We start from the raw sequence: 24114 nt of genomic DNA, 5'->3' as shown, positions 1-24114 counted from the left end.
GGGCCGGCTTGCGCCGCGCAAGCCGGGGCGCTGCATCAACCCGGCGCTGTGCCCCGCCTTGCGGCCTCGATGGTGGCGATGTCGATCTTGCGCATCGTCATCATCGCGTCGAAGGCACGCTTGGCCGCGGCACGGTCGGGATCGGTGATCGCCGCCAGCAGCGCGCGCGGCGTGATCTGCCACGACAGGCCCCAGCGGTCCTTGCACCAGCCGCAGTCGCTTTCCTGGCCGCCGTTGCTGACGATGGCGTCCCACAGCCGGTCGGTCTCGGCCTGGTCGTCGGTCGCGATCTGGAACGAGAAGGCCTCGCTGTGCTTGAAATGCGGGCCTCCGTTCAGCCCGACACACGGAATGCCGGCGACCGTGAATTCGACCGTCAGCACATCGCCCTCCTTGCCATCCGGATAGTCGCCCGGTGCTCGCATCACGGCGCCGACCGCGCTGTCGGGAATGGTCTTGGCATAGAAGTTCGCCGCCTCCAGCGCATCGCGGTCGTACCACAAGCAGATGGTGTTCTTGCCTGGCATATTGCGTCTCCTTGAAGGCTCGGCGCCGGAGTCCGGCGCCCGATGGACCAGCGTGCCGTTGCGACCGGCGCCGCTGGCCGGGACTCCAATGTCTCACACTCCGGTGGGCAATGCAGGCCGTGGCGGCGTCACATGGACGGCAAGCCGCTCGCATGCAGCGCCCGAAGCACGCCGGTATTGCTAGCCTTTGGCCGCCCGCACGAAAGCATCGCGTGCGGTGACGCGCGCGACGTAGTCCTGGATGCAGCGGCTTTCGCGAATGCGCGGCGCACCAAACTGTCCCGCCCACGCCAGCGACGCGCCCAGATAGACGTCGGCGGCGCTGAAGCTGTCGCCGAGCACGAAGGGTCCCGGGGACAGGGCCTTCTCGATGGCGTCGATGACTTCGTCATAGTCGCCCCAGCCGACGGTCTGCTTGGGCAGCGGCGCCTGGGCACGCATCATGCGGTCGGTCAGCGCCGGCTCGAAGCAGCTGCCGCAGAAGAACAGCCAGCGCAGCACCGTGCCGCGCGCGGACGAGCCCGGCGGCGGCATCAGCCCGGCGTTCGGATAGGCATCGGCAAGCCAGGCGATGATCGCGCCGTTCTCGGTCAGCACAGTGCCGTCATCCAGCACCAGCGTGGGGATCTTGCCCATCGGATTGATCGCCAGGAAAGCCGGCGCCCGGCTCTCCCCCTTGGCGATATCGATGTGCTGCAACGCGTAGTCGGCGCCAACCTCCTCCAGCATCCAGCGCGCCACGGACGCGCGGCTCTGGGGGTTGTAGTAAAGCGTCATGGTCATACCGTCCTCCCGGCCTCGGCCCAATGGATTCGAGGCAGCAGGATAGCACCGACCCGGCACCGTCAGTTACTGAACGCGAGCAGCTGCGCCCCCTCGGTAACCTGCTCGCCGATGCCGTAGAGCACTTCGCTGACGACACCGTCGGCGGGGGCGCAGATGGTGTGTTCCATCTTCATCGCCTCCATCACCAGCAGCGGCGCGCCGCGCGCGACCGTGCTACCGGCCTCCACCATCACGGCGATGACCTTGCCCGGCATCGGCGCGGTCAGCTTGCCGCCCTCGCCTTCGGCCTCGCCGGCATGCGCGAGCGGATCGAGCCAGGCCAGCGTGGCGTGGCGGCCGCCGTGGAACACGTGGAACTCGTCGCCATCCAGGTGGACCTGCCCGTGCGCGCGCCGCGTGCCGAGGTTGACGCGGATATCGTCGGCCTGGCAGGTATAGGCAAAGGGCGCGGCCTGGTCGGCGTAGCTCAGCGTGCTGCCGCGCTCGTTGCTGTCCAGCGTCACGTCGAGCACCTGCTCGCCATAGCCGAAGCGCAGCGTGCGCGACGCACCGCCGTTCAGCCGCCACGCGCCGGCGTGGGTCCACGGCGAGTGCTGGTCGGCGGCATCGACGCGGCGCTGCTGGTTTTCGCGCGCCAGCAGCGCAGCCACCGCCAGCGCGATCACTTCCATGCCGACCGGCGCCGGCGGCGGGAACAGGACCGCCTCGTTGCGCTCGATCAGGCCGGTGTCGAGATCGGCGGTACGGAACGCCTCTGACTTGACCAGCCGCTGCAGGAAGGCCACGTTGGTTGACAACCCCACCACGTGGTACGCCGCCAGCGCCTGGCGCATGCGCGCCAGCGCCTCGTCGCGGTCCTTGCCCCAGACGATCAGCTTGGCGATCATCGGGTCGTAGAACGGGCTGATGGTGTCGCCCTCGCGCACGCCGGCATCGATGCGCACGCCGGCCGGGCCATGGGCATCCTCGCCGCGCATGAACTGCACCGCCGGCGGCGTGCGCAGGAAGCGCAGCGTGCCGGTGGACGGCAGGAACTGCTTGTCGGGGTTCTCGGCGTAGATTCGCGCCTCCAGCGCATGGCCGTCGATGCGCAGCTGCTGCTGCGTCAGCGGCAGCGGCTCGCCGGCGGCGACGCGCAGCTGCCATTCGACCAGGTCCTGACCGGTGATCATCTCGGTCACCGGATGTTCGACTTGCAGTCGCGTGTTCATCTCCATGAAGTAGAACGAGCCGTCTTGATTGGCGATGAACTCGACCGTGCCGGCGCCCACGTAGCCGACGGCTTTTGCCGCGGCGACTGCCGCCTCGCCCATGGCGCGACGGCGTTCCTCGGTCATGCCCGGCGCCGGCGCTTCCTCCAGCACCTTCTGGTGCCGTCGCTGCACCGAGCAGTCGCGCTCGAACAGGTAGACGCAGTTGCCGTGGGTGTCGGCGAACACCTGGATCTCGATATGGCGCGGGCGCGTCAGGTACTTCTCGACCAGCACCTTGTCGTCGCCGAAGCTGGCGCTGGCCTCGCGCTTGACCGATGCCAGCGCGGCCTCGAAACCATCGCCGGACTCGACCACGCGCATGCCCTTGCCGCCGCCGCCCGCACTGGCCTTCAGCAACACCGGATAGCCGATGCGGTCGGCCTCGCGCCGCAGCAGCGCCGGATCCTGGTCCTCGCCGTGGTAGCCCGGCACCAGCGGCACTGACGCCTTCTCCATCAGCTGCTTGGCCGCGCTCTTGCTGCCCATCGCGTGGATGGCGGAGGCCGGCGGGCCGATAAAGACCAGCCCGGCCGCGGCGCAGGCCTCGGCGAAGGCTTCGTTCTCGGACAGGAAGCCGTAGCCCGGGTGGATCGCCTGGGCGCCGCTCTCCTTGGCCATCTCGATGATATGGTCGGCGCGCAGGTAGCTGTCGCGCGCGGCGGCGCCGCCGATATGCACGGCCTCGTCGCAGAAGGCGACGTGGCGCGCCTCGGCGTCGGCGTCGGAATACACCGCGACGGTGCGGATACCCAGCCGGCGGCAGGTGGCGGCCACGCGGCAGGCGATTTCACCGCGGTTGGCGATCAGGATCTTGTTGAACATGGAGCTTCCTAGTCGTTGCAGTCGTTGTAGTCGCTGTAGTCGCTGTAGTCGTTGTGACAGGCCACGATTACATGCGGAACACGCCGAACTTCATCTCGTCGATCGGCGCGTTGAGGCTGGCCGACAGGCCCAGGCCCAGCACCGTGCGCGTCTGCGCGGGATCGATCACGCCGTCGTCCCACAGCCGCGCGCTGGCGTAGTACGGGTGGCCCTGGTGCTCGTACTGGTCGCGGATCGGCTGCTTGAAGGCATCCTCTTCCTGCGCGCTCCACTGGCCGCCCTTCGCTTCGATGCCATCGCGGCGCACCGTCGCCAGCACGCTCGCGGCCTGCTCGCCGCCCATCACCGAGATGCGCGCATTCGGCCACATCCACAAAAAGCGCGGCGAATACGCGCGCCCGCACATGCCGTAGTTGCCCGCGCCGAACGAGCCGCCGATGATCACCGTGAACTTCGGCACCTGCGCGGTCGCCACCGCCGTCACCATCTTGGCGCCGTTGCGCGCGATGCCCTCGTTCTCGTACTTGCGCCCGACCATGAAGCCGGTGATGTTCTGCAGGAACACCAGCGGGATCTTGCGCTGGCAGCACAGCTCGATAAAGTGCGCGCCCTTGAGCGCCGACTCCGAGAACAGGATGCCGTTGTTGGCGACGATGCCGACCGGGTAGCCCCAGATGCGCGCGAAGCCGCAGACCAGCGTGGTGCCGTAGCGCGCCTTGAACTCGTCGAACTCGGAGCCGTCGACCAGGCGCGCGATCACCTCGCGCACGTCGTACGGCTTGCGCGTATCGGTCGGGATCACGCCATACAGCTCTTCCACCGGGTACAGCGGCTCGACCGGTTCGTGCAGCCGGATCTGGTCCGGCTTGCGCCGGTTCAGGTGCTGCACGATATTGCGCGCCAGGCTCAGCGCATGGTGGTCGTTCTGCGCGAAGTAGTCGGCCACGCCGGACAGGCGTGTATGCACGTCGGCGCCGCCCAGGTCTTCCGCGCTGACTTCCTCGCCGGTGGCGGCCTTCACGAGCGGCGGGCCGCCCAGGAAGATGGTGCCCTGGTTCTTGACGATGATCGACTCGTCGCTCATCGCCGGCACGTAGGCGCCGCCCGCGGTGCACGAGCCCATCACCACCGCGATCTGCGGGATGCCGCGCTTGGACAGGTTGGCCTGGTTGTAGAAGATGCGGCCGAAGTGGTCGCGGTCGGGGAAGACCTCGTCCTGGTTGGGCAGGTTGGCGCCGCCGGAATCGACCAGGTAGATGCACGGCAGGTGGTTTTCCTCGGCGATCTCCTGCGCGCGCACATGCTTCTTGACCGTCATCGGGTAATACGTGCCGCCCTTGACGGTGGCGTCGTTGCAGACGATCACGCATTCCTGGCCGGCGACGCGGCCGATGCCGGTGATGATGCCGGCGCCGGGCGCGGCATCGTCGTACATGTCGTACGCGGCCAGCTGCGACAGCTCCAGGAACGGCGTGCCGGGATCGAGCAGCTGCTGCACGCGCTCGCGCGGCAGCAGCTTGCCGCGCGCCAGGTGCTTGTCGCGCGCGGCCGCGCCGCCGCCTTCGGCCAGCTTCGCGATCTTTTGCTGCAGGTCGGCAACCAGGTCCTGCATTGCCTGCGCATTGGTCCTGAACGACTCGGAGCGGGCGTTCAGCTTGGTTTCAATTACCGCCATAGGGGCCTCGGGCAGTCGGTTATCGGTTGTACGGGGTTTATCTGTCGGACCCGGCGTTCAGGCCGTCCTGGATTCTTCGAGGTTCAGTTCGCGCACCATCTGGTCGCGCATCACGAACTTCTGCACCTTGCCGGTCACGGTCAGCGGCATCTCGTCGACAAAGCGGATATAGCGCGGAATCTTGTAGTGCGCGATCTGGTCGCGGCAGAACGCGCGGATCTCGTCTTCGGTGGCGCTCTCGCCCGGCTTCAGCACGATCCACGCGCACACCTCCTCGCCGTACTTGGCATCGGGCACGCCGAACACCTGCACCGCCTGCACCTTGGGATGGCGGAACAGGAATTCCTCGATCTCGCGCGGATAGATGTTCTCGCCGCCGCGGATCAGCATGTCCTTGACCCGGCCGACGATATTGCAGTAGCCCTCTTCGTCAATGGTGGCGAGGTCGCCGGTGTGCATCCAGCCGTCGCGGATGGCTTCGGCGGTGCGGGCCTGGTCGTCCCAGTAGCCCAGCATCACCGAATAGCCGCGCGTGCACAGCTCGCCTTTCTCGCCCACCGGCACGATGGCGCCGCTGGCATCGACGATCTTGACCTCCAGGTGCGGCTGGACCCTGCCCACCGTGGTGGTGCGCTTGTCGAGCGGATCGGTGGTGCTGCTCTGGAACGACACCGGGCTGGTCTCGGTCATGCCGTAGGCGATGGTCACCTCGGACATATGCATCTGCGCCACCACCCGCTTCATGGTTTCGATCGGGCATGGCGAGCCGGCCATGATGCCGGTGCGCAGCGAGGAGAAGTCGTAGTCGGCGAAACGCGGATGGTCGAGCTGCGCGATAAACATGGTCGGCACCCCATGCAGCGCGGTGCAGCGCTCTTCGCTGACCGCGCGCATGGTGGCCTCGGGCTCGAACGCCTCGCCCGGGAACACCATCGCCGCGCCGGTCGAGACGCACGCCAGCACCGACAGCACCATGCCGAAGCAGTGGTAGAACGGCACCGGAATGCACAGCTTGTCCTGCTCGGAGAAGCGCATCGCCATGGCGATAAAGCGCGCGTTGTTGACGATATTGCGATGCGTCAGCGTGGCGCCCTTGGGCGCACCGGTGGTGCCGCTGGTGAACTGCACGTTGATCGGGTCATGGCGGTCGAGCTGCGCCGTGATGTGGTCGAGCTCCGCACGCGCCACGCCGGCGCCGCGCGCCAGCACCTCGGCATAGCGGATCATGCCGGGGGTGTCGCCCTCGCCCATGCGGATCACCCAGCGCAGCGACGGCAGCCGCGCGGCCTGCAGCGCGCCGGGCGCGCTCGTGGCCAGTTCCGGCGCCAGCGCCTGCAGCATGTCGAGGTAGCGCGAGGTCTTGAAGGCCTCGGCGGCGACGATCGCCTTGACGCCGACCTTGTTCAGCGCGTACTCCAGCTCCGCCAGCCGGTACGCCGGATTGATGTTAACCAGCACCAGGCCCAGCCGGGCGGTGGCGAACTGGGTCACCAGCCATTCCACCCGGTTCGGCGACCAGATGCCGACGCGATCGCCCCGGGCCAGGCCAAGCGCGTGCAGGCCGGCTGCCAGCGCATCGATGGCTTCGGCAAACTCGCGCCAGGTCCAGCGCACGCCCTGCTCGCGAAACACCACGGCCTCGCGTTCCGGGAACGCTGCCACGGTCTGCGCCAGCAGCGCCGGCACGGTCTGCTCGGACAGTGCAATGCTGGTGTCGCCACGGACATGCGACAGCCCGCCGATCGGCAGAATGGTGGGAAGCGGCTCGCCCTGCATCTTCATCGTTGTCTCCAAAGCGCTCGGTTTCGACCTGATTTGAGCACAACTCAAGGTCACGAATATCGCCGGGGTACTTCACCCAGTCCGGGTTAACCCCGTGAAGCTGCTGTCAGTGCTGCCGGATGGTCATTCGACTTCCGGTCTCGTCACATCGGAATGACGAAAAGGTATACGGGCCAGCCGGAAAATTCAACATTAATTTGAGGCTCACTCAACTTCGCGTAGAAATGGAGTACGATGTGACGGCATCGCGACGACCGCCTCGTCCGCGCTGCCGCAGTTCCGCGCCCTGCACCGGGTACGGCCTATCATTCGCGCTTTCGCCTGCCGGGGACCGCCACCATGGAAGACAACGCCGCCACCCGCCGGATCCCGTCCGGCGCCAGGGCGGAACAACGCATCCGCGACATCCTGCGCGTCAGCCGCGAGGTGTTCGCCGAACTGGGCTACGACAAGACCACCACCACCGAGATTGCCCAGCGCCTGGGCGTGTCCGAGGCGACGGTGTTCACGTACTTCCAGAGCAAGCGCAAGCTGTGCGTGCGCGTCATCGAGGACTGGTACGACGAAATCATCGACGCGGTCGAGCGCGGCATGCCGCGCGAACAGAGCACCAGGGCCCAGCTGGCGTTCTACGTGAAGACGCACCTGCGCCTGTTCCTGATCCAGGGCACCGGGCTGTGCGCGCTGGTGTTGTCGGAAGGACGGGCCAAGGGGCCGGACCTGGGACAGGAATTCGTGCCGCTGCAGCGCCGCTATACGGCGCCGCTGATGGAGCTGCTGGCGCGCGGCCGCGAACAGGGCGAGATCCGCGCCGACCTGCCGCTGAGCCTGCTGCGCTCCGCCATCCTGGGGCCGATGGAGCATATCCTGTGGGACGCCATCGCGCGCGAGCGCGAGGTCGATATCGACAAGACCGCCGCGGGCATGGTGGCCCTGCTGTGGCCCGCGCTGCAGCCGCCGGATATCGAGCTGGAGGCGCTGCGTGCCTTCCATGGCGAAGTCGGCGCGGCGCTGAGAAGGCTGGACCACGCCTGAGCGCAGCGCCGGGCGCTGCGCCCAGAATCCTTGTACGCTGGAGGAGGCGTTGTTCTCAGCATGGAGATTGCGACATGGCCATCCAGCTCAACCACACCATCGTCTTCTCTCGCGACAAGCAGGTCTCGGCCGACTTCCTGTGCGAGGTGCTGGGCCGTCCGCCGGCCGAGCCGTTCGGGCCCTTCCTCGGCGTGCGGCTCGACAACGGCGTGACCCTCGACTTCATGGACGCGGAAGGCGAGATCGCCATGCAGCACTACGCCTTCCTGGTCAGCGATGCCGAGTTCGACCACGGTTTTGCCCGCGTCCGCGCGCACCAGCTCACGTACTGGGCCGACCCATACCGGCGCCGCCCCGGCGAGGTCAATACCGACGACGGTGGCCGGCGCATCTATTTCGAGGATCCCAGCAAGCACTTCCTCGAAATCTTCACCAGGGGCTGAGGCCGGCGCGGCCTTGCCGTGCTTTTGGCGAGACACGGACAGGCGCAGCCTGTGGCGCACTGCCCTTGGTTGATGCGGTTGCGCCTCATAGAATGAAAAGGCCTGGTTTCCGCCGCATCCAAGGACCATGCAGACCGCCGCCTCTCCCTACCAGCCCGTGCGCGAGCGGCGCACGCTGACCTGCTTCCTGCTGGCCCTGCTCATGCACCTGCTGCTGGGGGCCCTGCTGTACTACGGCGTGCGCTGGCGCAACGCCGTGCCCACGGGAGTCGCGGCGGAGTTGTGGGAGCCCGTCCCCGAGGCCACCGCGCCCGAGCCTGTCGTCAGGCCGGCGCCGACGCCGCAGCCGGTTGAAGAAGAAGACGCCGATATTTCGCTGCAGGAAAAGCAGCGCAAGGCCAGGCAGGCCGAACGCGAGGCCGAGCAGGCGCAGCAGCGTGAGAACCAGGCCCGCGCCGAAGCCGCGCGCAAGGAGGCGCAACGCAAGGCCATGGAAGCGCAGCGCCAGGCCAGCAATGCCGAGCGCCAGGCCGAACTGGCGCGCCTGCGCGCGCAGGCCGGCGGTGCCGGCGCCACGGCCAACACCGGGGCCGGCTCCGGATCGTCGGCGAGGCCGTCGTCGGGCTATGCCGAACGGGTGCGGCAGCGGGTCAAGCCCAACATCATCTTCAACGAGGATGTCGCCGGCAATCCGGCGGCGGTGGTCGCCGTGCACATGGCGCCCGACGGCTCGCTGCTGTCGACGCGGCTTGCCAAATCCAGCGGCAATGCCGGCTGGGACAACGCGGTGCTGCGCGCGGTGCAGCGCTCGGACCCGCTGCCGCGCGACAGCAATGGCGTGGCGCCGTCCAATATCCTGATCACGTTCTGGCCCAAGGACGAGGGCGGCTAGCCTTTGCCGCGCCAGGCCGCACCCTTGTCCCGTAGCGTGCGTTATCGCACCAACGGCGGCACGATGGAATAAAATTCCAATAATTCGCGCTTTGCAGGAATGAGATTACAATTCCAGCTCGCCTGGAAGGACAACTCGCATGCCTGTGCTACCGCCGGTCCCTATCATGAACAGACAAGAACAAGCCGACGAAGCCCGCCATGACGACCGCCTCACCCGTTACTGCATCCCCTGTTACCGCATCCCCTGTTACCGCCGCCCCGCTCGACCGGCTGGCGCTCGACCTCGCCGACATCTTCAGCCACAGCGCGCGCCTGGTTGCCAGCCACATCGCGCAGCACCTGCCCGACACCGAAACGCTGCTGGCCGCGCTGCCGCCCGGTGCCTTGCTGGGCGCGGCCGACACCTATACCCGGCACCTGGTCTACGGCGATCCGCTCGAGCGCTTCTCGGCCATGGTGCTGGTCTGGCGCCCGGGCCAGGCCAGCCCGGTGCATGGCCACCGCACCTGGTGCGCCTACCGCGTGCTGCGCGGCACGCTGACCGAGCAGCACTACCGGTGGGATCCCGCCAGCAGGCACGCGCACCATGCCAACACCGTCACGCGCAGCGCCGGCGATACCTTCAGCGTGCCCGGGGGGCTGCAGCATATCCACGCGCTCGGCAACGCCAGCGACGAGATCGCGGTTTCGCTGCATCTCTACGGGGTCAGCCGCGACCATATTGCGACCGGCGTGAACCTGCTGGTGCCCGCCGACGCCTAGCCGAGCCGCTGCGCGCCGGGTGCGGGCGCTCCCTCTTCAACTGACCGCCACGCACCATGGACCGCTACGACAAACAGATCCTCGCCCTGCTGCAGGAAGACGCCACCTTGCCGGTGGCGGAAATCGGCGAACGGGTCGGCCTGAGCTCGACGCCGTGCTGGCGCCGCATCCAGAAGCTGGAGGAAGCCGGCCTGATCCGCAAGCGCGTGGCGCTGCTCGACGCCGCCAAGCTCAATGCCGGCGTCACCGTGTTCGTCTCCGTCCGCACCAGCCAGCACAACGTGAAATGGCTCAAGCAGTTCCACGGACTGGTGTCGTCGATCCCCGAAGTGACCGAGTTCTATCGGATGGCCGGCGACACCGACTACCTGCTGCGCGTGGTGGTGCCCGATATCGCCGCCTACGACCGCGTCTACAAGAAGCTGATCCAGGGCGCCGAGCTGGCCGACGTCAGCTCCAGCTTCGCGATGGAGCAGATCAAGTACACCACCGCGCTGCCGCTGGACTATGCCTGAGCCGGCACTTGGCCGGCCGTAGCGCAGCGGCCGGGCCGGCCGGCCCTCGCAATTCGCGCCATGGCAGCGGCTTGTGCCGCGCTTTTCAGCGCATCCTGTTGCAAATACCACGCATTCCGGCAGACTAGCCGCCACGCATTCCGGGCCCGGAACCTGCTGCGACGCAGCAATGGCTGTAGAATATGCGGCCCCTATTCAAACGGCCGCGGCGAACGGTTATCCGCCCCGCCCCCGCCGAACCCCACGCGAGCCTTGACAGCAGGTTGGAATCACGCGCGCCCTCGTGCGCACTGCCGTCGACACGCGATGCACGAAGGAAACAGCAGTCAATGACAAGTGGCGCACAACGAACGGCAGCCAAAACACGAGCAGCAGCAGTCAAGGACACCGGCCAGGCCAGCCCGGCCGCGGCACACACTGATCCGACGGCCGAAGCCGCCGCGCGCAGCCAGCAGCTGCGCGCGCTGATCCAGCTCGGCAGGCAGCGCGGCTACCTGACGCACGCGGACATCAGCGACCACCTGCCCGAGAACTTCACGGACACGGCCGCGATGGAAAGCATCGTCGGCACCTTCGCCGAGATGGGCGTGAAGATCTACGAGCAGACTCCGGACGCCGAGACCCTGCTGCTCAGCGACGGCCCGGTGGTGGCCTCCGACGAGCAGGCCGAAGAGGAAGCCGAGGTGGCGCTGGCCACGGTCGATTCCGAGTTCGGCCGCACTACCGACCCGGTGCGCATGTACATGCGCGAAATGAGCTCGGCCACGCTGCTGACGCGCAAGCAGGAAGTCGAGATCGCCAAGCGCATCGAGGAAGGCCTGAACAACATGGTCCACGCGATCTCGGCGTGCCCGTTCACCGTCGCCACCATCCTCGAGCTGTCGGCCAAGGTCGCCGCCAGCGAGATCGGCATCGACGACGTGGTCGACGGCCTCAGCGACGAGACCATCGCCGAGCCGGCCGCCGCCGCCGCGGATGACGCCGACGACAGCAGCCTCGACAGCGCCGACGAGTCCGACGAAGACGACGACGACAGCGCCGATGAAGGCAGCAGCGGCCAGCAAAGCGCCGAAGCCGACCTGGCGCGGCTGCGCGAAGAGTGCATGAAGCGCTTCGCGCGCGTCGCCGAGCAGTTCGAGCGCATGCGCGCCGAAACCGAAGCCGGCCGCGCGGGCGCACCGGGCTTTGCCGCCGCGCGCGACGCGGTGCGCGAAGAGCTGCGCACGATCCGCTTTACCGCCCGCACCATCGAGCGCCTGTGCGCCAACGTCCAGTCCATGGTCGACGAGGTGCGCGCGCTCGAGCGCCAGGTGGTGCAACTGCTGGTCGAGCGCTGCGGCATGGAGCGCGACGACGTCATCGCGCGCTTCCCCGGCAACGAGACCAACCTGGCCTGGGGCCAGGGCCTGGCCGCTGAAGGCCGCCCCTACAGCGCCGCGGTCGCGCGCGCGCTGCCTGACCTGGAGGCGTACCAGCAGAAGCTGATCGACATCCAGGCGCGCGCGGCGCTGTCGCTGGCCGAACTGAAGGCGGTCAACCGCAAGATGCTGGCGGCCGAGCGCCAGATGCGACAGGCCAAGCACGAGATGACGCAGGCCAACCTGCGCCTGGTGATCTCGATCGCCAAGAAATACACCAACCGCGGCATGCAGTTCCTGGACCTGATCCAGGAGGGCAACATCGGCCTGATGAAGGCGGTCGACAAGTTCGAATACCGCCGCGGCTGGAAATTCTCCACCTACGCCACCTGGTGGGTCCGCCAGGCGGTCACGCGCGCCATCGCCGACCAGGCCCGCACCATCCGCGTGCCGGTGCACATGATCGAGCAGATCAACAAGCTCAACCGCCTGTCGCGCGAGATCATGCAGCAGACCGGCAAGGAGCCCGATCCGGCGGTGCTGGCCGAGCGCCTCGACATGACCGAGGACAAGGTGCGCTCGATCATGAAGATCGCCAAGGAGCCGGTGTCGATGGAGACCCCGGTGGGCGAGGACGGCGACACCAGCCTGGGCGACATGATCGCCGACTCGGACACCGCCACGCCCGCCGACGCCGCGCTGCAGGCCGGCCTGCGCGCGGTGGTGCGCGAGATGCTCGACGAGCTGTCGCCGCGCGAAGCCAAGGTGCTGCGCATGCGCTTCGGCATCGACATGTCGACCGACTACACGCTGGAAGAAGTCGGCAAGCAGTTCGACGTCACGCGCGAGCGCATCCGCCAGATCGAAAGCAAGGCGATGAAGAAGCTGCGGCATCCCAGCCGCGCGGACCAGTTGATCACCTATCTGCGCGACGCCTGAGCGGTCCTCCGCCTCCGCGCACAGAGGAGTGTTATCCATGCCTGACCCGAACCTCTCTTTCTTTGGCAGGCTCTCGCTTGCCATGGGCACGTTCTTCGCGATCCTTGGCAACCGCGAGCTGGCCGCCGGCATCAAGCGCCTGCGCGCGGGCGAAACCGCCGCGCAGGCGGCCCCGGCCCCGGTGACGGCCCCCGCCCCGGCGCCGGCTGCTGAGCCCGCCCCCGCGCTGAAAGAAGCCAGCCCGGTGGCCGCGCTGCAATTGCTCGGACTGCTGCAGCGCGACGCCCGCTTCGTCGACTTCGTCGAGGAAGACATCGCGCGCTATGCCGACGCCGAGATCGGCGCCGCCGCGCGCCTGGTGCACGATGGCTGCCGCGCGGTGCTGCGCGAGCATTTCACCATCCGCCCGGTGCGCGAGGAAGCCGAGGGCAGCCGCGTGACGCTGGCCGACGGCTTCGATGCCAGCGCGATCCGCCTGACCGGCAACGTGGTCGGCAGCGCGCCGTTCCATGGCGCCATCAGCCATCGCGGCTGGAAGGTCGAGGAAGTGCGCCTGCCGCGCCTGGCCGAGCGCCATGACGCGACCGTGATCGCCCCGGCCGAGGTGGAGCTATGAGCGAGGCCCGCTATGCCATCGGCATCGACCTGGGCACCACCCACAGCGCGGTCTCCTACGTCGACCTGGCCGCCAGCGATGGCGAGAACACCAGCCAGCGCGTGCTGCCGATCGCGCAGCTGACCGCGCCCGGCGCGGTCGAGGACCTCGACCTGCTGCCCTCGTTCCTGTACCTGCCGCACGAAAGCGAACTGGCCCCGGGCGACCTGAACCTGCCGTGGAGCGCCGCGCGCGACTTCGCGGTCGGCGAGATGGCGCGCAGCCGCGGCGCCGGCACGCCGATCCGGCTGGTGTCCAGCGCCAAGAGCTGGCTGTGCCATCCCGGCGTCGACCGCCGCGCGGCGATCCTGCCCGCCGACGCGCCGCCCGAAGTGCCGCGCGTATCGCCGCTGGAAGCTTCGGTGCGCTACCTGACGCACCTGCGCGAAGCGTGGGACCAGGCCCATCCCGACGCGCCGTTCGGCGAGCAGGACGTCACCGTGACCATCCCGGCCTCGTTCGATCCTGCCGCGCGCGAGCTGACCGCCGAGGCCGCCGCGGCGGCCGGCTATGCCCGCATGACGCTGCTCGAGGAGCCGCAGGCCGCGCTCTACAGCTGGATCCAGAAGAGCGCCGGCCAGTGGCGCAAGCAGGTCAGGGTCGGCGACATCATCCTGGTGGTCGACGTCGGCGGCGGCACCACCGACCTGTCGCTGATCGCCGTGATCGAGCGCGACGGCAACCTGGAACTGCATCGCATCGCGGTCGGCGACCACATCCTGCTGGGCGGCGACAACATGGACCTGGCGCTGGCCCACGTGGTCGCGCGCAAGCTGGCGGCGCAGGGCACGCAGGCCGATCCGTGGCAGCTGCGCGCGCTGACCTACGCCTGCCGCGCCGCCAAGGAAACGCTGCTGACCGACCCGGCGGCCGATGCCGTGCCGCTGGTCGTGCCCAGCCGCGGTTCCAAGCTGATCGGCGGCTCGATCCGCACCGAGCTGACCCGCGCCGAACTGACCCAGACCATCCTCGAAGGGTTCTTCCCGCAAGTCGACGCCGCGGCGCGCCCGGTCACCCGGGCCCGCGCCGGCCTGACGCAGCTGGGCCTGCCATACGCGCAGGACGCGGCCATCACGCGCCACCTGGCGGCGTTCCTGGGCCGGCAAGCCGGCGCGCTGGCCGAGATCGAAGGCCTGCGGGCCACGCAGCCGGAAGGCGCCAGCTTCCTGCGCCCCACCGCCGTGCTGTTCAATGGCGGCGTGTTCAAGTCGGGCCTGCTGGTCGAGCGCATCCTGCAGACGCTCAACGGCTGGCTCGCTGCCGAGGGCGCGGCGCCGGCGCGCCTGCTCGACGGCGCCGAGCTGGACCTGGCGGTGGCGCGCGGCGCGGCCTATTACGGCTACGTGCGGCGCGGCAAGGGCGTGCGCATCCGCGGCGGCACCGCGCGCGCCTACTACGTCGCGGTGGAATCGTCGATGCCCGCAGTGCCGGGCTTCGAGCCGCCGATCCAGGCGCTGTGCGTGGCCCCGTTCGGCATGGAAGAAGGCACCGAGGCCGAGCTGCCGCCGCAGGAATTCGGCCTGGTGGTCGGTGAGCCGGTGCACTTCCGCTTCTTCGGCTCGTCGGTGCGGCGCCAGGACCAGGTCGGCACCCTGCTCGACTTCTGGGGGCCGGAGGAACTGCAGGAGCTGGAAGAAATCCAGGCGACGCTGCCCGCCGAAGGCCGCACCGCCGGCGAAGTGGTGCCGGTCAGGCTGCATGCGCGCGTGACCGAGGCCGGCACGCTCGAACTCGAGGCCGTGCCGCGCGCCAGCGGCGAACGCTGGAAGGTGCAATTCGACGTGCGCGGCAACGCCGATGCCTGAAGCCGCAGCACCGGCGCTGAAGCAGTACATCGTCGGCATCGACCTGGGCACCAGCAACACGGTGGTGGCCTACGCCCGGGCCGGCTCCGACGATATCCGCGTGTTCGACATCGACCAGCTGGTCGCGCCGGGCGAGGTCGCGGCCCGCCCCCTGCTGCCCTCGGTGCGCTACCACGCCGCGCCGGGCGAGCTCAACGGCGATGACCTGCAGCTGCCCTGGCAATCCGCCGCCAGCGCGGCCGCGCGCCGCACCGTGTTCGGCCGCCTGGCGGCAACGCTGGGCGCGCAGGTGCCGGGCCGGCTGGTGGCCAGCGCCAAGAGCTGGCTGTCGCATGCCTCGGTCGACCGCACCGCGCCGATCCTGCCCTGGGGCGGCGAGGAGGATCTCGCCAAGATCTCGCCGGTGGTCGCCAGCGCGAGCTATCTCGGCTACGTCTGCGCGGCCTGGAACCACCGCTTCCCCGACGCGCCGCTCGAACAGCAGGACGTGGTGCTGACCGTGCCGGCGTCGTTCGACGAGGGCGCGCGCGCGCTGACACTCGAAGCCGCGCGCCTGGCGGGCCTGCCCGCGCTGCGGCTGCTGGAAGAGCCGCAGGCCGCGCTCTACGACTGGCTGTTCCACCATCGCCAGACGCTGGAGCAGGACCTGGCGCAAACCCGGCTGGTGCTGATCTGCGACGTCGGCGGCGGCACCACCGACCTCACGCTGATCCGCGTGGACATGCAGGACGGGCAGCCGCAACTGACCCGCATCGGGGTGGGCAACCACCTGATGCTCGGCGGCGACAACATGGATCTGGGGCTGGCGCACCAGGTCGAAGCGCGCCTGGCGCGCCTGGACGAAGGCGCGCCGGCACAGCCGCGCCTGTCGGCTGCGAGCCTGTCGCAGCTGGTGGCGCGCTGCCGCGCCGCCAAGGAACAACTGCTGGGCGCGGACGCGCCCGATGCCGTCAACGTGACGCTGCTGGGCGCGGGCTCCCGGCTGGTCGGCGGCGCGCGCTCGGTGCAGGTGACGCGGCAGGAAGTCGAGCAGCTGGTGGTCGACGGCTTCTTCCCCAACGTGCCGGCCAGCGAACGGCCGCGGCGCGCGCGCGGCGCCATCGTCGAGTTCGGCCTGCCCTATGCCGCCGATCCCGCCGTGACCCGCCACGTCGCCGCCTTCCTCGGCCAGCACGCGGCGCAGGCCCGTGCCGCGCTCGGCATGGAAGACGCGCCGGACGATGCCCTGCCGGTGCCCGACACGCTGCTGCTCAACGGCGGCGTGTTCCGCGCGCAGGCGCTGGCCGAGCGCATCGCCGACACGCTGGGCGGCTGGCGCGGCGCGCCGCTGCAGGTGCTGCACAACGCCGATCCCGACATTGCCGTGGCCCGCGGCGCTGTCGCCTATGCGCGCGCGCGCGCCGGCCAGGCGCCGCGCATCGGCGGCGGCTCGGCGCGCAGCTATTTCCTGGTGCTCGACGATGGCGCCACGGGCCAGCAAGGCATCTGCCTGCTGCCGCGCGGCACCGAGGAAGGCCACGAGATCCACCTCAGCGACCGCACCTTCGCCTTGCGGCTGGGCCACCCGGTGCAGTTCCACCTGGTGTCGTCGGTGGCCGAGACGCCCTACCAGCCCGGCGCACTGACCGACCTGTCCGGCGGCGACTTCGTGCGGCTGCCGCCGATCGCGACCGTGGTGCCGACGCGCGGCGCCGGCGGCCCGCGCGAAACGCCGGTGCAGATCACCACGTCGCTGACCGAGGTCGGCACGCTCGAAGTCCACTGCGTCAGCACCGAGGATGCCGCGCAGCGCTGGCGCCTCGAGTTCCAGCTGCGCGGCAACGACGCCGCGGCGGCACCCACGGCGCCAACGGCGCCAACGGCCCACCCGTCGCTGCCGCAGGCTTTGGAGTTGATCGACCGCGCCTTCGGCGCGCGCTCGCAGGAGGTCGGCCCGAAGGAAGTCAAGCGCCTGCGCGCCCAGCTGGAGCAGATCCTGGGCGCGCGCGAGCAGTGGGACAGCGCGCTGCTGCGCGAGCTGTTCGGCGCCTTGTGGGAGCGCGCCCGGCGCCGCCGCCGCAGCGCGGACCATGAGCGCCTGTGGCTGAATCTGGCGGGCTATTGCGTGCGGCCCGGCTTCGGCTACCCGCTCGATGAATGGCGCGTCGCGCAGCTGTGGTCGCAGTACGACCAGGGCATCCAGTACGTCAACGAAAGCCAGAACTGGTCGGAATGGTGGACGCTGTGGCGGCGCGCCGCCGGCGGGCTCGACGAAAGCGCGCAGCTGCGACTGCTGGAAGACATGGCCTTCTACCTGCAGCCACCGGGCAGCGCGCACTTCAAGAAGCCGGCCGGACCCACCCGGGGCGGCTATGCCGACATGGTGCGGCTGGCCGGCTCGCTCGAGCGCCTGCCGGTCGACGCCAAGACCGAGCTGGCCGGCTGGCTGCTGACCCGGCTGCGCAAGCCGTCCGAGAACAACCAGGGCTGGTGGGCGGTGGGCCGCATCGGCGCGCGCATGCCGTTCTACGGCAGCGCGCACAGCGTGGTGCCGCCCGACACCGCCGGCCAGTGGCTGGACGCCATCCTGGCGCTCGACTGGAAAAAGGTCGAGCCGGCCGCGTTCGCCGCAGTGCAGATCGCGCGCATGACCGGCGACCGCACCCGCGACCTGCCCGACGCGCTGCGCGCGGACGTGGTGCGCCGGCTGGAAGCCGCCAACGCGCCGCCGGGCTGGATCGCGATGGTGCGCGAGGTGGTCGAACTCGACGCCGCGGACGAGGGACGGGTATTCGGCGAGGCGCTGCCGGCCGGCCTCAAGCTGATCGCGGGCTAGCCCGCAGGATCGGCGAGCACCGACAAGCGCCTCGTTTGCCACTTGCCGGCGCCGGCGCAGCCGATGACCTACGATGACGGTAGGCTCCCTCGGGTCCCATCGTGCAGCCGTCCGCCCATCATCCCTTTATTGCCTTGCTCGCCGTTGCCGCCTTGGCAGCGGCCGGGCTGTGCCGCGCCGACGATGCACGGCAGAAGCAGCGCGCCGAGATGGTCAGCGAGATCGCCGCGATCGACGCCGGCGCCGGCGTGCCGAACCGCAGCCACGGCATCGCCCCCGGGGTGATGGCCGTGATGGGCCAGGTGCCGCGACATGAATTCGTGCCCGACCCGCAGAAACCCCACGCCTACGAGAACCGGCCGCTGCCGATCGGCCATGGCCAGACCATCTCGCAGCCATACATCGTGGCGCTGATGACCGACCTGCTGCGGGTCCAGCCGGGCGACAGCGTGCTCGAGATCGGCACCGGCTCCGGCTACCAGGCCGCGGTGCTGAGCCGGCTGGCGCGCGCGGTCTACACCATCGAGATCATCGAGCCGCTCGGGCGCCAGGCCTGCGAGCGCCTGCGGCGGCTGGCCTACCGGCAGGTGGCGTGCAAGGTCGGCGACGGCTATTACGGCTGGGACGAGCACGCGCCCTATGACGCCATCGTCGTCACCGCCGCGGCCAGCCATGTGCCGCCGCCGCTGATCCGCCAGCTCAAGCCGGGCGGGCGCATGGTGATCCCGGTGGGCGCGCAGTTCCTGACGCAGTACCTGCTGCTGGTCGAAAAATCCGCGGACGGCAGCGTCAGCACCCGGCAGATCCTGCCGGTGCGCTTCGTGCCGCTGGTCGGCAAGCACTGAGGCGCGGCATCCGGCGGGACGCTTCATGCGACCAACGAGATGAACGCGCTGCCACGCCCGCCGCTGTTCGCCCTGGCCTTGCTCTCCGCCGCTGCGCTGGGCTATGAAATCCTGCTGATGCGGCTGCTTTCGATCATCCTGTGGCATCACTTCGCCTACATGATGATCAGCGTGGCCCTGCTCGGCTACGGCGCCGCGGGGGCGCTGGTGGCGCTGTCGCAGCCGGTGCTGGTGCGGCATTTCGTGCCGGTGTTTGCCGGCGGTGCGCTGCTGTTCGGCATCAGCGCCCTGGTGTGCTTCGAGCTCGCGCAGCGGGTCGGCTTCAACCCGCTGGAAATCCTGTGGGAGCCCACGCAGCCGCTGCGCCTGGTGGCGATCTACCTGCTGCTGTTCGTGCCCTTCCTGTGCGCGGCCACCAGCGTGTGCCTGGCCTTTGCCTGCTTCCCGCTGCAGGTGCCGCGGCTCTACAGCTTCGATATCCTTGGCGCCGGGCTGGGCAGCCTGGGCATCATCGCCGCGCTGTTCGTGCTGGCTCCGGTCGATGCCCTGCGCCTGGTCAGCATGGCGGGCATGGCGGCCGCGGCGCTGGCCTGCATCGAATGCCGCGCCGACCGCTTCTATCGCCCCTGGCTGCCGGCGCTGCTGCTGGCGGCGGCAGCCGTGCCGGCGGCCATCCCTGGCAGCTGGATGCCGTTGCGGCCGTCAGAATATAAGGAGCTGAGCCAGGCGCTGCGCATCGGCGACGCGCGCGTGGTGGCGCGGCGCTCGAGTCCGCTGGGGCTGGTCACGGTGGTCGAGAGTCCGTCGATTCCGCTGCGCCATGCGCCGGGGCTCAGCCTGAATGCCACCGCGGAACCGCCGCCGCAGCTGGCCGTGTTTACCGACGGCGATGGCCTGAGCGCGCTCAACCGCTATGACGGCCGCCGCGAACCGCTGGCCTACCTGGGCGACCTGACCTCGGCGCTGCCGTATCACCTGCTGCAGGCCCCGCGCGTGCTGGTGCTGGGCAGCGGCGCCGGCGCCGACGTGCTGCAGGCGCTCTACCACGGCGCCAGCGCGGTCGATGCGGTCGAGCTGAACCCACAGGTGATCGCGCTGGTGCAGGACCGCTTCGGCGCATTCTCGGGCAAGCCGTACAGCGCGGCCGGCGTGCAGTTGCATGTGGGCGAGGCGCGCGGCTTCCTGGCGGCCAGCCGGCAGCGCTACGACCTGATCCAGGTGGCGCTGCTGGATTCGTTCAGCACTTCGTCGGCGGGCCTGTACGCGCTCTCCGAAAGCTATCTCTATACCGTGGAAGCGTTCGAGGAATATCTGCGCCACCTGCGCCCCGGCGGCCTGCTGGCGATCACGCGCTGGGTCTCGCTGCCGCCGCGCGATATCCCGAAACTGTTCGCCACGGCCGTGGATGCGATGGCGCGCGCGGGCGTGCCCGACCCGTCGCGCCGGCTGGTGCTGGTGCGCGGCTGGAACACGGCCACGCTGGTGGTCAAGCATGGTGACTTCCAGCCCGCGGAAATCGGCGCGCTGCTCGACTTCAGCCGGAAGCGATCGTTCGACGTCGAATACCATCCCGGCATCCGGCCCGGTGCGGCCAACCGCTACAACGTGCTCGACCAGCCGGATTTCTACGCCGCCGCGCAGGCGCTGCTCGGCCCCGGGCGCGAGCTGTTCCTGTCGCGCTACAAGTTCGACGTGCGCCCCGCCACCGACGACCGCCCCTACTTCTTCCACTTCTTCAAGTGGCGCACGCTGCCGGAGCTGATCTCGCTGAAGGCGCAGGGCGGGCTGCCGTTGCTGGATTGGGGCTATCCGGTGCTGGTGGCGACGCTGCTGCAGGCCACGGCGGCGGCGCTGCTGCTGATCGGTGTGCCGCTGCGCGTGCTGCGGCGGCGCGCGCCGGCGTCACCGGTGCCGTTGGTGCCCGTAGCGCGCACCGGCTTCTACTTCGTCGCGGTCGGCCTTGGCTTCATGTTCGTCGAGATCGCCTTTATCCAGAAATTCATCTTGTTCCTGAGCCATCCGCTCTATGCCGTGGCAGTGGTGCTGTGCGCGTTCCTGTGCTTTGCCGGGCTGGGCAGCCGCTTTGCCCCACGGATGCCCGCGCGCGCCGGCCCCGGTCACGGCCGCCGCCAGGTGGCGCTGGCGATCGGCGGCGTGTGCGCCGTGGCGCTGCTCTACCTGGTCGCGCTGCCCGAGTTGTTTCCGCTGCTGATTGCCTGGCCGGATCCCGCAAGGGTCGCCATCGCAGTGGCGCTGATCGCGCCGCTGGCCTTCCTGATGGGGATGCCGTTCCCGCTAGGCCTGTCCGGGATTGCGGCACGCGACGACAAGCTGGTGCCGTGGGCCTGGGGCATCAACGCCTGTGCCTCGGTGGTGGCGGCGGTGCTGGCCACGCTGCTGGCGATCCACGCAGGCTTTACCGTGGTGGTGCTGGTGGCGCTGCTGCTGTATGCCGTCGCCGCGCTGGCGTGCCCCTGAGGCTGGGTCGTGCCGCCGGGCCGGCCCCTCAGCCTGCGGCCGCGTTGCCCTGCGCGGCATGCAATACCGGCTGGCTCGGCAGGCGCGGCACGAAGCGGTGCCGGTCGATCTCGCCGCCGCGCGCCACCAGGATGGTGCCCTCGGGAATCTCCTCCCACACGCCCTGCACGTCGATCAGCGGCTCCGACAGCACCAGGAAGGCGTCGTCGCCCGCGGCGGCGATGCGCGGGTCGTCCGGATAGAGCTCGCGCAGCTGCCGGAACGAGGTGCTGTGGAACAGCGAGCGCGAGTTGGTCTCGCTCGAATAGCGCACCGCCACGATCTGCCGGCCGTCGGTCACGCACACCGTCATGTTGAGCGGGAACTGCACGTCGTGGCGCTGGCCGACGTCCTCGATCAGCCCGGCCATCTGCTCGAGCGCGCCGACCGGGTCGCGTTCCAGCCCGAAGGTCAGCGCCAGGAAGAACATCACCTCGGAATCGGTCGAGCCCTCGATCCAGCGGAACAGGTGCGGCGCCACCGCCATCATCAGGTCGCGCCGTACCAGCGGATAGTCGCGGATCAGGCCGTTGTGGACGAACAGCCAGCGGCCGAAGCGGAACGGATGGCAGTTGGTTTCCTGCGTCGGCGTGCCGGTGGCGGCGCGCACATGCGCGACGAACAGCGGCGCGCGCACCGCGCGGGCGGTCTCGCGCAGGTTGGTGTCGCTCCACGCCGGGTGCAGGCAGCGGTAGCGGAACGGCACCTCGGCATGGCGCCCGTACCAGCCGACGCCGAAGCCGTCGCCGTTGGTGGTGGTATGGCCGAGCCGGGAATTCAAACTCTGGTCGATCAGCGAGTGTTCCGGCTGGAACAGCACCGTCTCCAATGCAACGGATCTGCCCGAATAAGCCAGCCAGCGGCACATAGTGCTCTCTCCTTGTCCTTTGCCGGTGCGGCGCGGTGCCTTCCGCCCCACACTCCAGTTGTAGGACGGCGCGGCGCGAAGGGCAAAGAAATGGCCCCTCAGGCGCTCGGTGTTCAGGCGAAGCGATAGGCCAGCGAGACGATGATCGGCCCCAGCACCGGCAGCAGCACGTTAGCGATGGCATAGGTGATGGTGTAGCCCAGCAGCGGCACCGAGCTCTGGCTGGCGGCCAGGATCGCGCTGATCGCCGGCGTGCTGACATGCTGCCCGGCAATCGCGCCGACCAGCAGCGGGCCTTCGATCCTGAGCAGCTTGTGCCCGATCCACAGCGACAGGCACGCCGGAACCAGCGACACCGCCAGCCCGATCAGCGGCAGCACCGCGCCGTGCTCGCGGATCAAAGCGATCGCATCCGGCCCGGCCGACAGCCCGACGCAGGCGACGAACACCGCCAGCCCGAGGTCCTTCAGGATCTGCACCGCAGACGCCGGGAAGGTGCCGAGCGACGGCTTGCGCGACTGGAGCCAGCCGAACACCAGCCCGCTCAGCAGCGCCCCGCCGCCGCTGCCCAGCGAGATATGCATGCCGCCCAGGCTGACGCTCAGCGTGCCCACCAGCAGGCCGGCCACGATGCCGGCGCACAGGAACACCAGGTCGGTGACCTCGGAGGCCTTTGCCTCCACGCCGATGCCCGCGATGGACTCGGACAGCGAGGGCTCCAGCCCGACGACGGTGATCACGTCGCCCAGCTGCAGCGGCGTCGAGCGCGTGATCGGCAGCGACAGGCCCGAGCGCCGCACTTCCAGCACCCAGACCTCGCGCAGCCGGCGCGGGCCGGCCAGGCGCGCCAGCTCGCCCAGGGTCTTGCCGTTGACGCGGCGCTTGTTCACCACCACCTGCTTTTCCACCAGCTGGATGGCATCGGTGTGCGCCTCGGGCAGCAGCACTTCCGGGCCGATCAGCGCGGCGGCCTTCAGCAGGTTGCTGCGGATGCCGACCATCGCCAGGATATCGCCGGCCTGCACGGCGTCGTCATCGCCCAGCTCGATGCTGGCCCCGCCGCGCAGCACCTTGACCACCGAGGCCCGGCCGCCGACCTGGTGCTGCAGCTGGCTGACCGTCATGCCGGCGGCCTGCTGCACCGAGTAGGCGCGCCCGATCAGCCGCGGCAGCGCCGGCTGGGTGGCGACGTCGTCGTCGGAGGCGGCCTCCATGCGCGCCGCGACCTCGCGCGCCGCCTGGCGCAGGTCGATGCCGAGCAGCGCCGGCGCGATCTGGCTGGTAAAGAACACGATGCTGATCAGCCCGACCAGGTAGGTCAGCGTATACGCGGTGGCGATATTGGCCTCGTAGCGGCCCACGGTGGCGGCATCCAGGCCCAGGTGCTTGAGCGCCTCGGCGGCGGTGCCCACCACCGCCGACTCGGTGGCGGCGCCGGCGGCCAGCCCCGCGGCGGTGCCCGGATCGAAGCCCAGGTAAGCCGCCGCAGCGAGCGCGATCGCCAGCACGACCACTGCCTCGACTACCGGCAGCACCATATAGCGCAGGCTCGAGCGGTTCAGGTTGGCAAAGAACTGCGGCCCGCCGGCATAGCCCATGGCAAAGATGAACAAGGCGAAGGCCATGTCCTTCAGTTCGCCATGCATCTGGCAGCCGGTCTGGCCCATGAACAGCGCGACGATCAGCGTGCCGCACACGCCCCCAAGCCGGATCGGTCCGACCCGCGCCTTGCCGACGAAGTAGCCGAGTCCGACGGTGATGAACAGCACCAGCAACGGGTTGGCGGCAAGGAAATCAACGGTACAGGTCATGGGGGCG

The 24114-nt window shown here is 69.4% G+C and carries 18 protein-coding genes; 11 read left to right on the top strand and 7 right to left on the bottom strand.

What is annotated here, in order from left to right; genetic code table 11:
* Positions 1-35: 35 nt before the first annotated feature.
* The 5 genes from A2G96_RS11200 to A2G96_RS11180 all read right to left on the bottom strand — a co-directional run bounded on the left by A2G96_RS11200 (position 36) and on the right by A2G96_RS11180 (position 6845).
* Positions 36-527: a VOC family protein gene (locus A2G96_RS11200; RefSeq protein ID WP_062799308.1), complete on the bottom strand. Its 492-nt coding sequence runs from the start codon at positions 525-527 to the stop codon at positions 36-38.
* A gap of 180 nt (positions 528-707) precedes the next feature.
* Positions 708-1310 carry a glutathione S-transferase family protein gene (locus A2G96_RS11195; protein ID WP_062799306.1) on the bottom strand — a complete coding sequence of 201 codons (603 nt, stop codon included), beginning with the start codon at positions 1308-1310 and terminating at the stop codon, positions 708-710.
* Between the two features lie 62 nt (positions 1311-1372).
* Positions 1373-3388: an acetyl/propionyl/methylcrotonyl-CoA carboxylase subunit alpha gene (locus A2G96_RS11190; RefSeq protein ID WP_062799304.1), complete on the bottom strand. Its 2016-nt coding sequence runs from the start codon at positions 3386-3388 to the stop codon at positions 1373-1375.
* 67 nt (positions 3389-3455) lie between these two features.
* Complete coding sequence (locus tag A2G96_RS11185; protein ID WP_062799302.1) at positions 3456-5063, bottom strand: carboxyl transferase domain-containing protein; 1608 nt, start codon at positions 5061-5063, stop codon at positions 3456-3458.
* A gap of 57 nt (positions 5064-5120) precedes the next feature.
* On the bottom strand, positions 5121-6845 hold the full coding sequence (locus A2G96_RS11180) for an AMP-binding protein (protein WP_150124113.1): 1725 nt from the start codon (positions 6843-6845) through the stop codon (positions 5121-5123).
* 339 nt (positions 6846-7184) lie between these two features.
* Here A2G96_RS11180 and A2G96_RS11175 point away from each other — a divergent pair, with 339 nt between their 5' ends.
* The 11 genes from A2G96_RS11175 to A2G96_RS11125 all read left to right on the top strand — a co-directional run bounded on the left by A2G96_RS11175 (position 7185) and on the right by A2G96_RS11125 (position 21389).
* Positions 7185-7880, top strand: coding sequence for a TetR/AcrR family transcriptional regulator (locus A2G96_RS11175; RefSeq protein ID WP_062799300.1), 696 nt, complete (start codon positions 7185-7187; stop codon positions 7878-7880).
* Between the two features lie 74 nt (positions 7881-7954).
* A complete protein-coding gene (locus A2G96_RS11170; protein ID WP_062799298.1) occupies positions 7955-8323 on the top strand; it encodes a VOC family protein in 369 nt (122 codons plus the stop codon).
* Between the two features lie 127 nt (positions 8324-8450).
* Complete coding sequence (gene tolA / locus A2G96_RS11165; protein WP_062799296.1) at positions 8451-9215, top strand: cell envelope integrity protein TolA; 765 nt, start codon at positions 8451-8453, stop codon at positions 9213-9215.
* Between the two features lie 200 nt (positions 9216-9415).
* On the top strand, positions 9416-9979 hold the full coding sequence (locus A2G96_RS11160; RefSeq protein WP_062799294.1) for a cysteine dioxygenase family protein: 564 nt from the start codon (positions 9416-9418) through the stop codon (positions 9977-9979).
* Between the two features lie 56 nt (positions 9980-10035).
* On the top strand, positions 10036-10494 hold the full coding sequence (locus A2G96_RS11155; RefSeq protein ID WP_062799292.1) for an Lrp/AsnC family transcriptional regulator: 459 nt from the start codon (positions 10036-10038) through the stop codon (positions 10492-10494).
* A gap of 329 nt (positions 10495-10823) precedes the next feature.
* Complete coding sequence (rpoD, locus tag A2G96_RS11150) at positions 10824-12791, top strand: RNA polymerase sigma factor RpoD (protein WP_062799290.1); 1968 nt, start codon at positions 10824-10826, stop codon at positions 12789-12791.
* A gap of 37 nt (positions 12792-12828) precedes the next feature.
* Entirely contained in the window at positions 12829-13407 is a 579-nt protein-coding gene (locus A2G96_RS11145; protein ID WP_062799288.1) for a DUF2760 domain-containing protein, read from the top strand.
* Entirely contained in the window at positions 13404-15251 is a 1848-nt protein-coding gene (locus A2G96_RS11140) for an Hsp70 family protein (RefSeq protein ID WP_062799286.1), read from the top strand. The genes A2G96_RS11145 and A2G96_RS11140 overlap by 4 nt, the downstream gene beginning before the upstream one ends.
* The gene (locus A2G96_RS11135; protein WP_062799284.1) at positions 15244-18066 is read left to right on the top strand and encodes an Hsp70 family protein; all 2823 of its coding nucleotides are present in this window, start codon (positions 15244-15246) and stop codon (positions 18064-18066) included. The genes A2G96_RS11140 and A2G96_RS11135 overlap by 8 nt, the downstream gene beginning before the upstream one ends.
* Positions 18067-18167: 101 nt before the next feature.
* On the top strand, positions 18168-18911 hold the full coding sequence (locus A2G96_RS11130) for a protein-L-isoaspartate(D-aspartate) O-methyltransferase (protein ID WP_062799279.1): 744 nt from the start codon (positions 18168-18170) through the stop codon (positions 18909-18911).
* Positions 18912-18959: 48 nt separating this feature from the next.
* On the top strand, positions 18960-21389 hold the full coding sequence (locus A2G96_RS11125) for a spermine/spermidine synthase domain-containing protein (RefSeq protein ID WP_062802141.1): 2430 nt from the start codon (positions 18960-18962) through the stop codon (positions 21387-21389).
* Positions 21390-21417: 28 nt separating this feature from the next.
* On the opposite strand, the gene A2G96_RS11120 is transcribed toward A2G96_RS11125, so the two are convergent.
* Positions 21418-22296: a class II glutamine amidotransferase gene (locus A2G96_RS11120; RefSeq protein WP_062799276.1), complete on the bottom strand. Its 879-nt coding sequence runs from the start codon at positions 22294-22296 to the stop codon at positions 21418-21420.
* Between the two features lie 113 nt (positions 22297-22409).
* Positions 22410-24107, bottom strand: coding sequence for an aspartate-alanine antiporter (gene aspT, locus A2G96_RS11115; protein ID WP_062799273.1), 1698 nt, complete (start codon positions 24105-24107; stop codon positions 22410-22412).
* Positions 24108-24114 lie beyond the last annotated feature (7 nt).

It is taken from the genome of Cupriavidus nantongensis, assembly GCF_001598055.1.
Taxonomy (GTDB): Bacteria; Pseudomonadota; Gammaproteobacteria; order Burkholderiales; family Burkholderiaceae; genus Cupriavidus; species Cupriavidus nantongensis.
The sequence above is the reverse complement of the archived record's forward strand: the minus strand, read 5'-3'. Positions and strand labels throughout refer to the sequence as shown.

Bases quoted from the DNA above. Each gene is read 5' to 3' on its own strand.
- A2G96_RS11200 (WP_062799308.1), bottom strand. From the start codon at position 527: ATGCCAGGCAAGAACACCATCTGCTTGTGGTACGACCGCGATGCGCTG.
- A2G96_RS11195 (WP_062799306.1), bottom strand. From the start codon at position 1,310: ATGACCATGACGCTTTACTACAACCCCCAGAGCCGCGCGTCCGTGGCG.
- A2G96_RS11190 (WP_062799304.1), bottom strand. From the start codon at position 3,388: ATGTTCAACAAGATCCTGATCGCCAACCGCGGTGAAATCGCCTGCCGC.
- A2G96_RS11185 (WP_062799302.1), bottom strand. From the start codon at position 5,063: ATGGCGGTAATTGAAACCAAGCTGAACGCCCGCTCCGAGTCGTTCAGG.
- A2G96_RS11180 (WP_150124113.1), bottom strand. From the start codon at position 6,845: ATGAAGATGCAGGGCGAGCCGCTTCCCACCATTCTGCCGATCGGCGGG.
- A2G96_RS11175 (WP_062799300.1), top strand. From the start codon at position 7,185: ATGGAAGACAACGCCGCCACCCGCCGGATCCCGTCCGGCGCCAGGGCG.
- A2G96_RS11170 (WP_062799298.1), top strand. From the start codon at position 7,955: ATGGCCATCCAGCTCAACCACACCATCGTCTTCTCTCGCGACAAGCAG.
- tolA (WP_062799296.1), top strand. From the start codon at position 8,451: ATGCAGACCGCCGCCTCTCCCTACCAGCCCGTGCGCGAGCGGCGCACG.
- A2G96_RS11160 (WP_062799294.1), top strand. From the start codon at position 9,416: ATGACGACCGCCTCACCCGTTACTGCATCCCCTGTTACCGCATCCCCT.
- A2G96_RS11155 (WP_062799292.1), top strand. From the start codon at position 10,036: ATGGACCGCTACGACAAACAGATCCTCGCCCTGCTGCAGGAAGACGCC.
- rpoD (WP_062799290.1), top strand. From the start codon at position 10,824: ATGACAAGTGGCGCACAACGAACGGCAGCCAAAACACGAGCAGCAGCA.
- A2G96_RS11145 (WP_062799288.1), top strand. From the start codon at position 12,829: ATGCCTGACCCGAACCTCTCTTTCTTTGGCAGGCTCTCGCTTGCCATG.
- A2G96_RS11140 (WP_062799286.1), top strand. From the start codon at position 13,404: ATGAGCGAGGCCCGCTATGCCATCGGCATCGACCTGGGCACCACCCAC.
- A2G96_RS11135 (WP_062799284.1), top strand. From the start codon at position 15,244: ATGCCTGAAGCCGCAGCACCGGCGCTGAAGCAGTACATCGTCGGCATC.
- A2G96_RS11120 (WP_062799276.1), bottom strand. From the start codon at position 22,296: ATGTGCCGCTGGCTGGCTTATTCGGGCAGATCCGTTGCATTGGAGACG.
- aspT (WP_062799273.1), bottom strand. From the start codon at position 24,107: ATGACCTGTACCGTTGATTTCCTTGCCGCCAACCCGTTGCTGGTGCTG.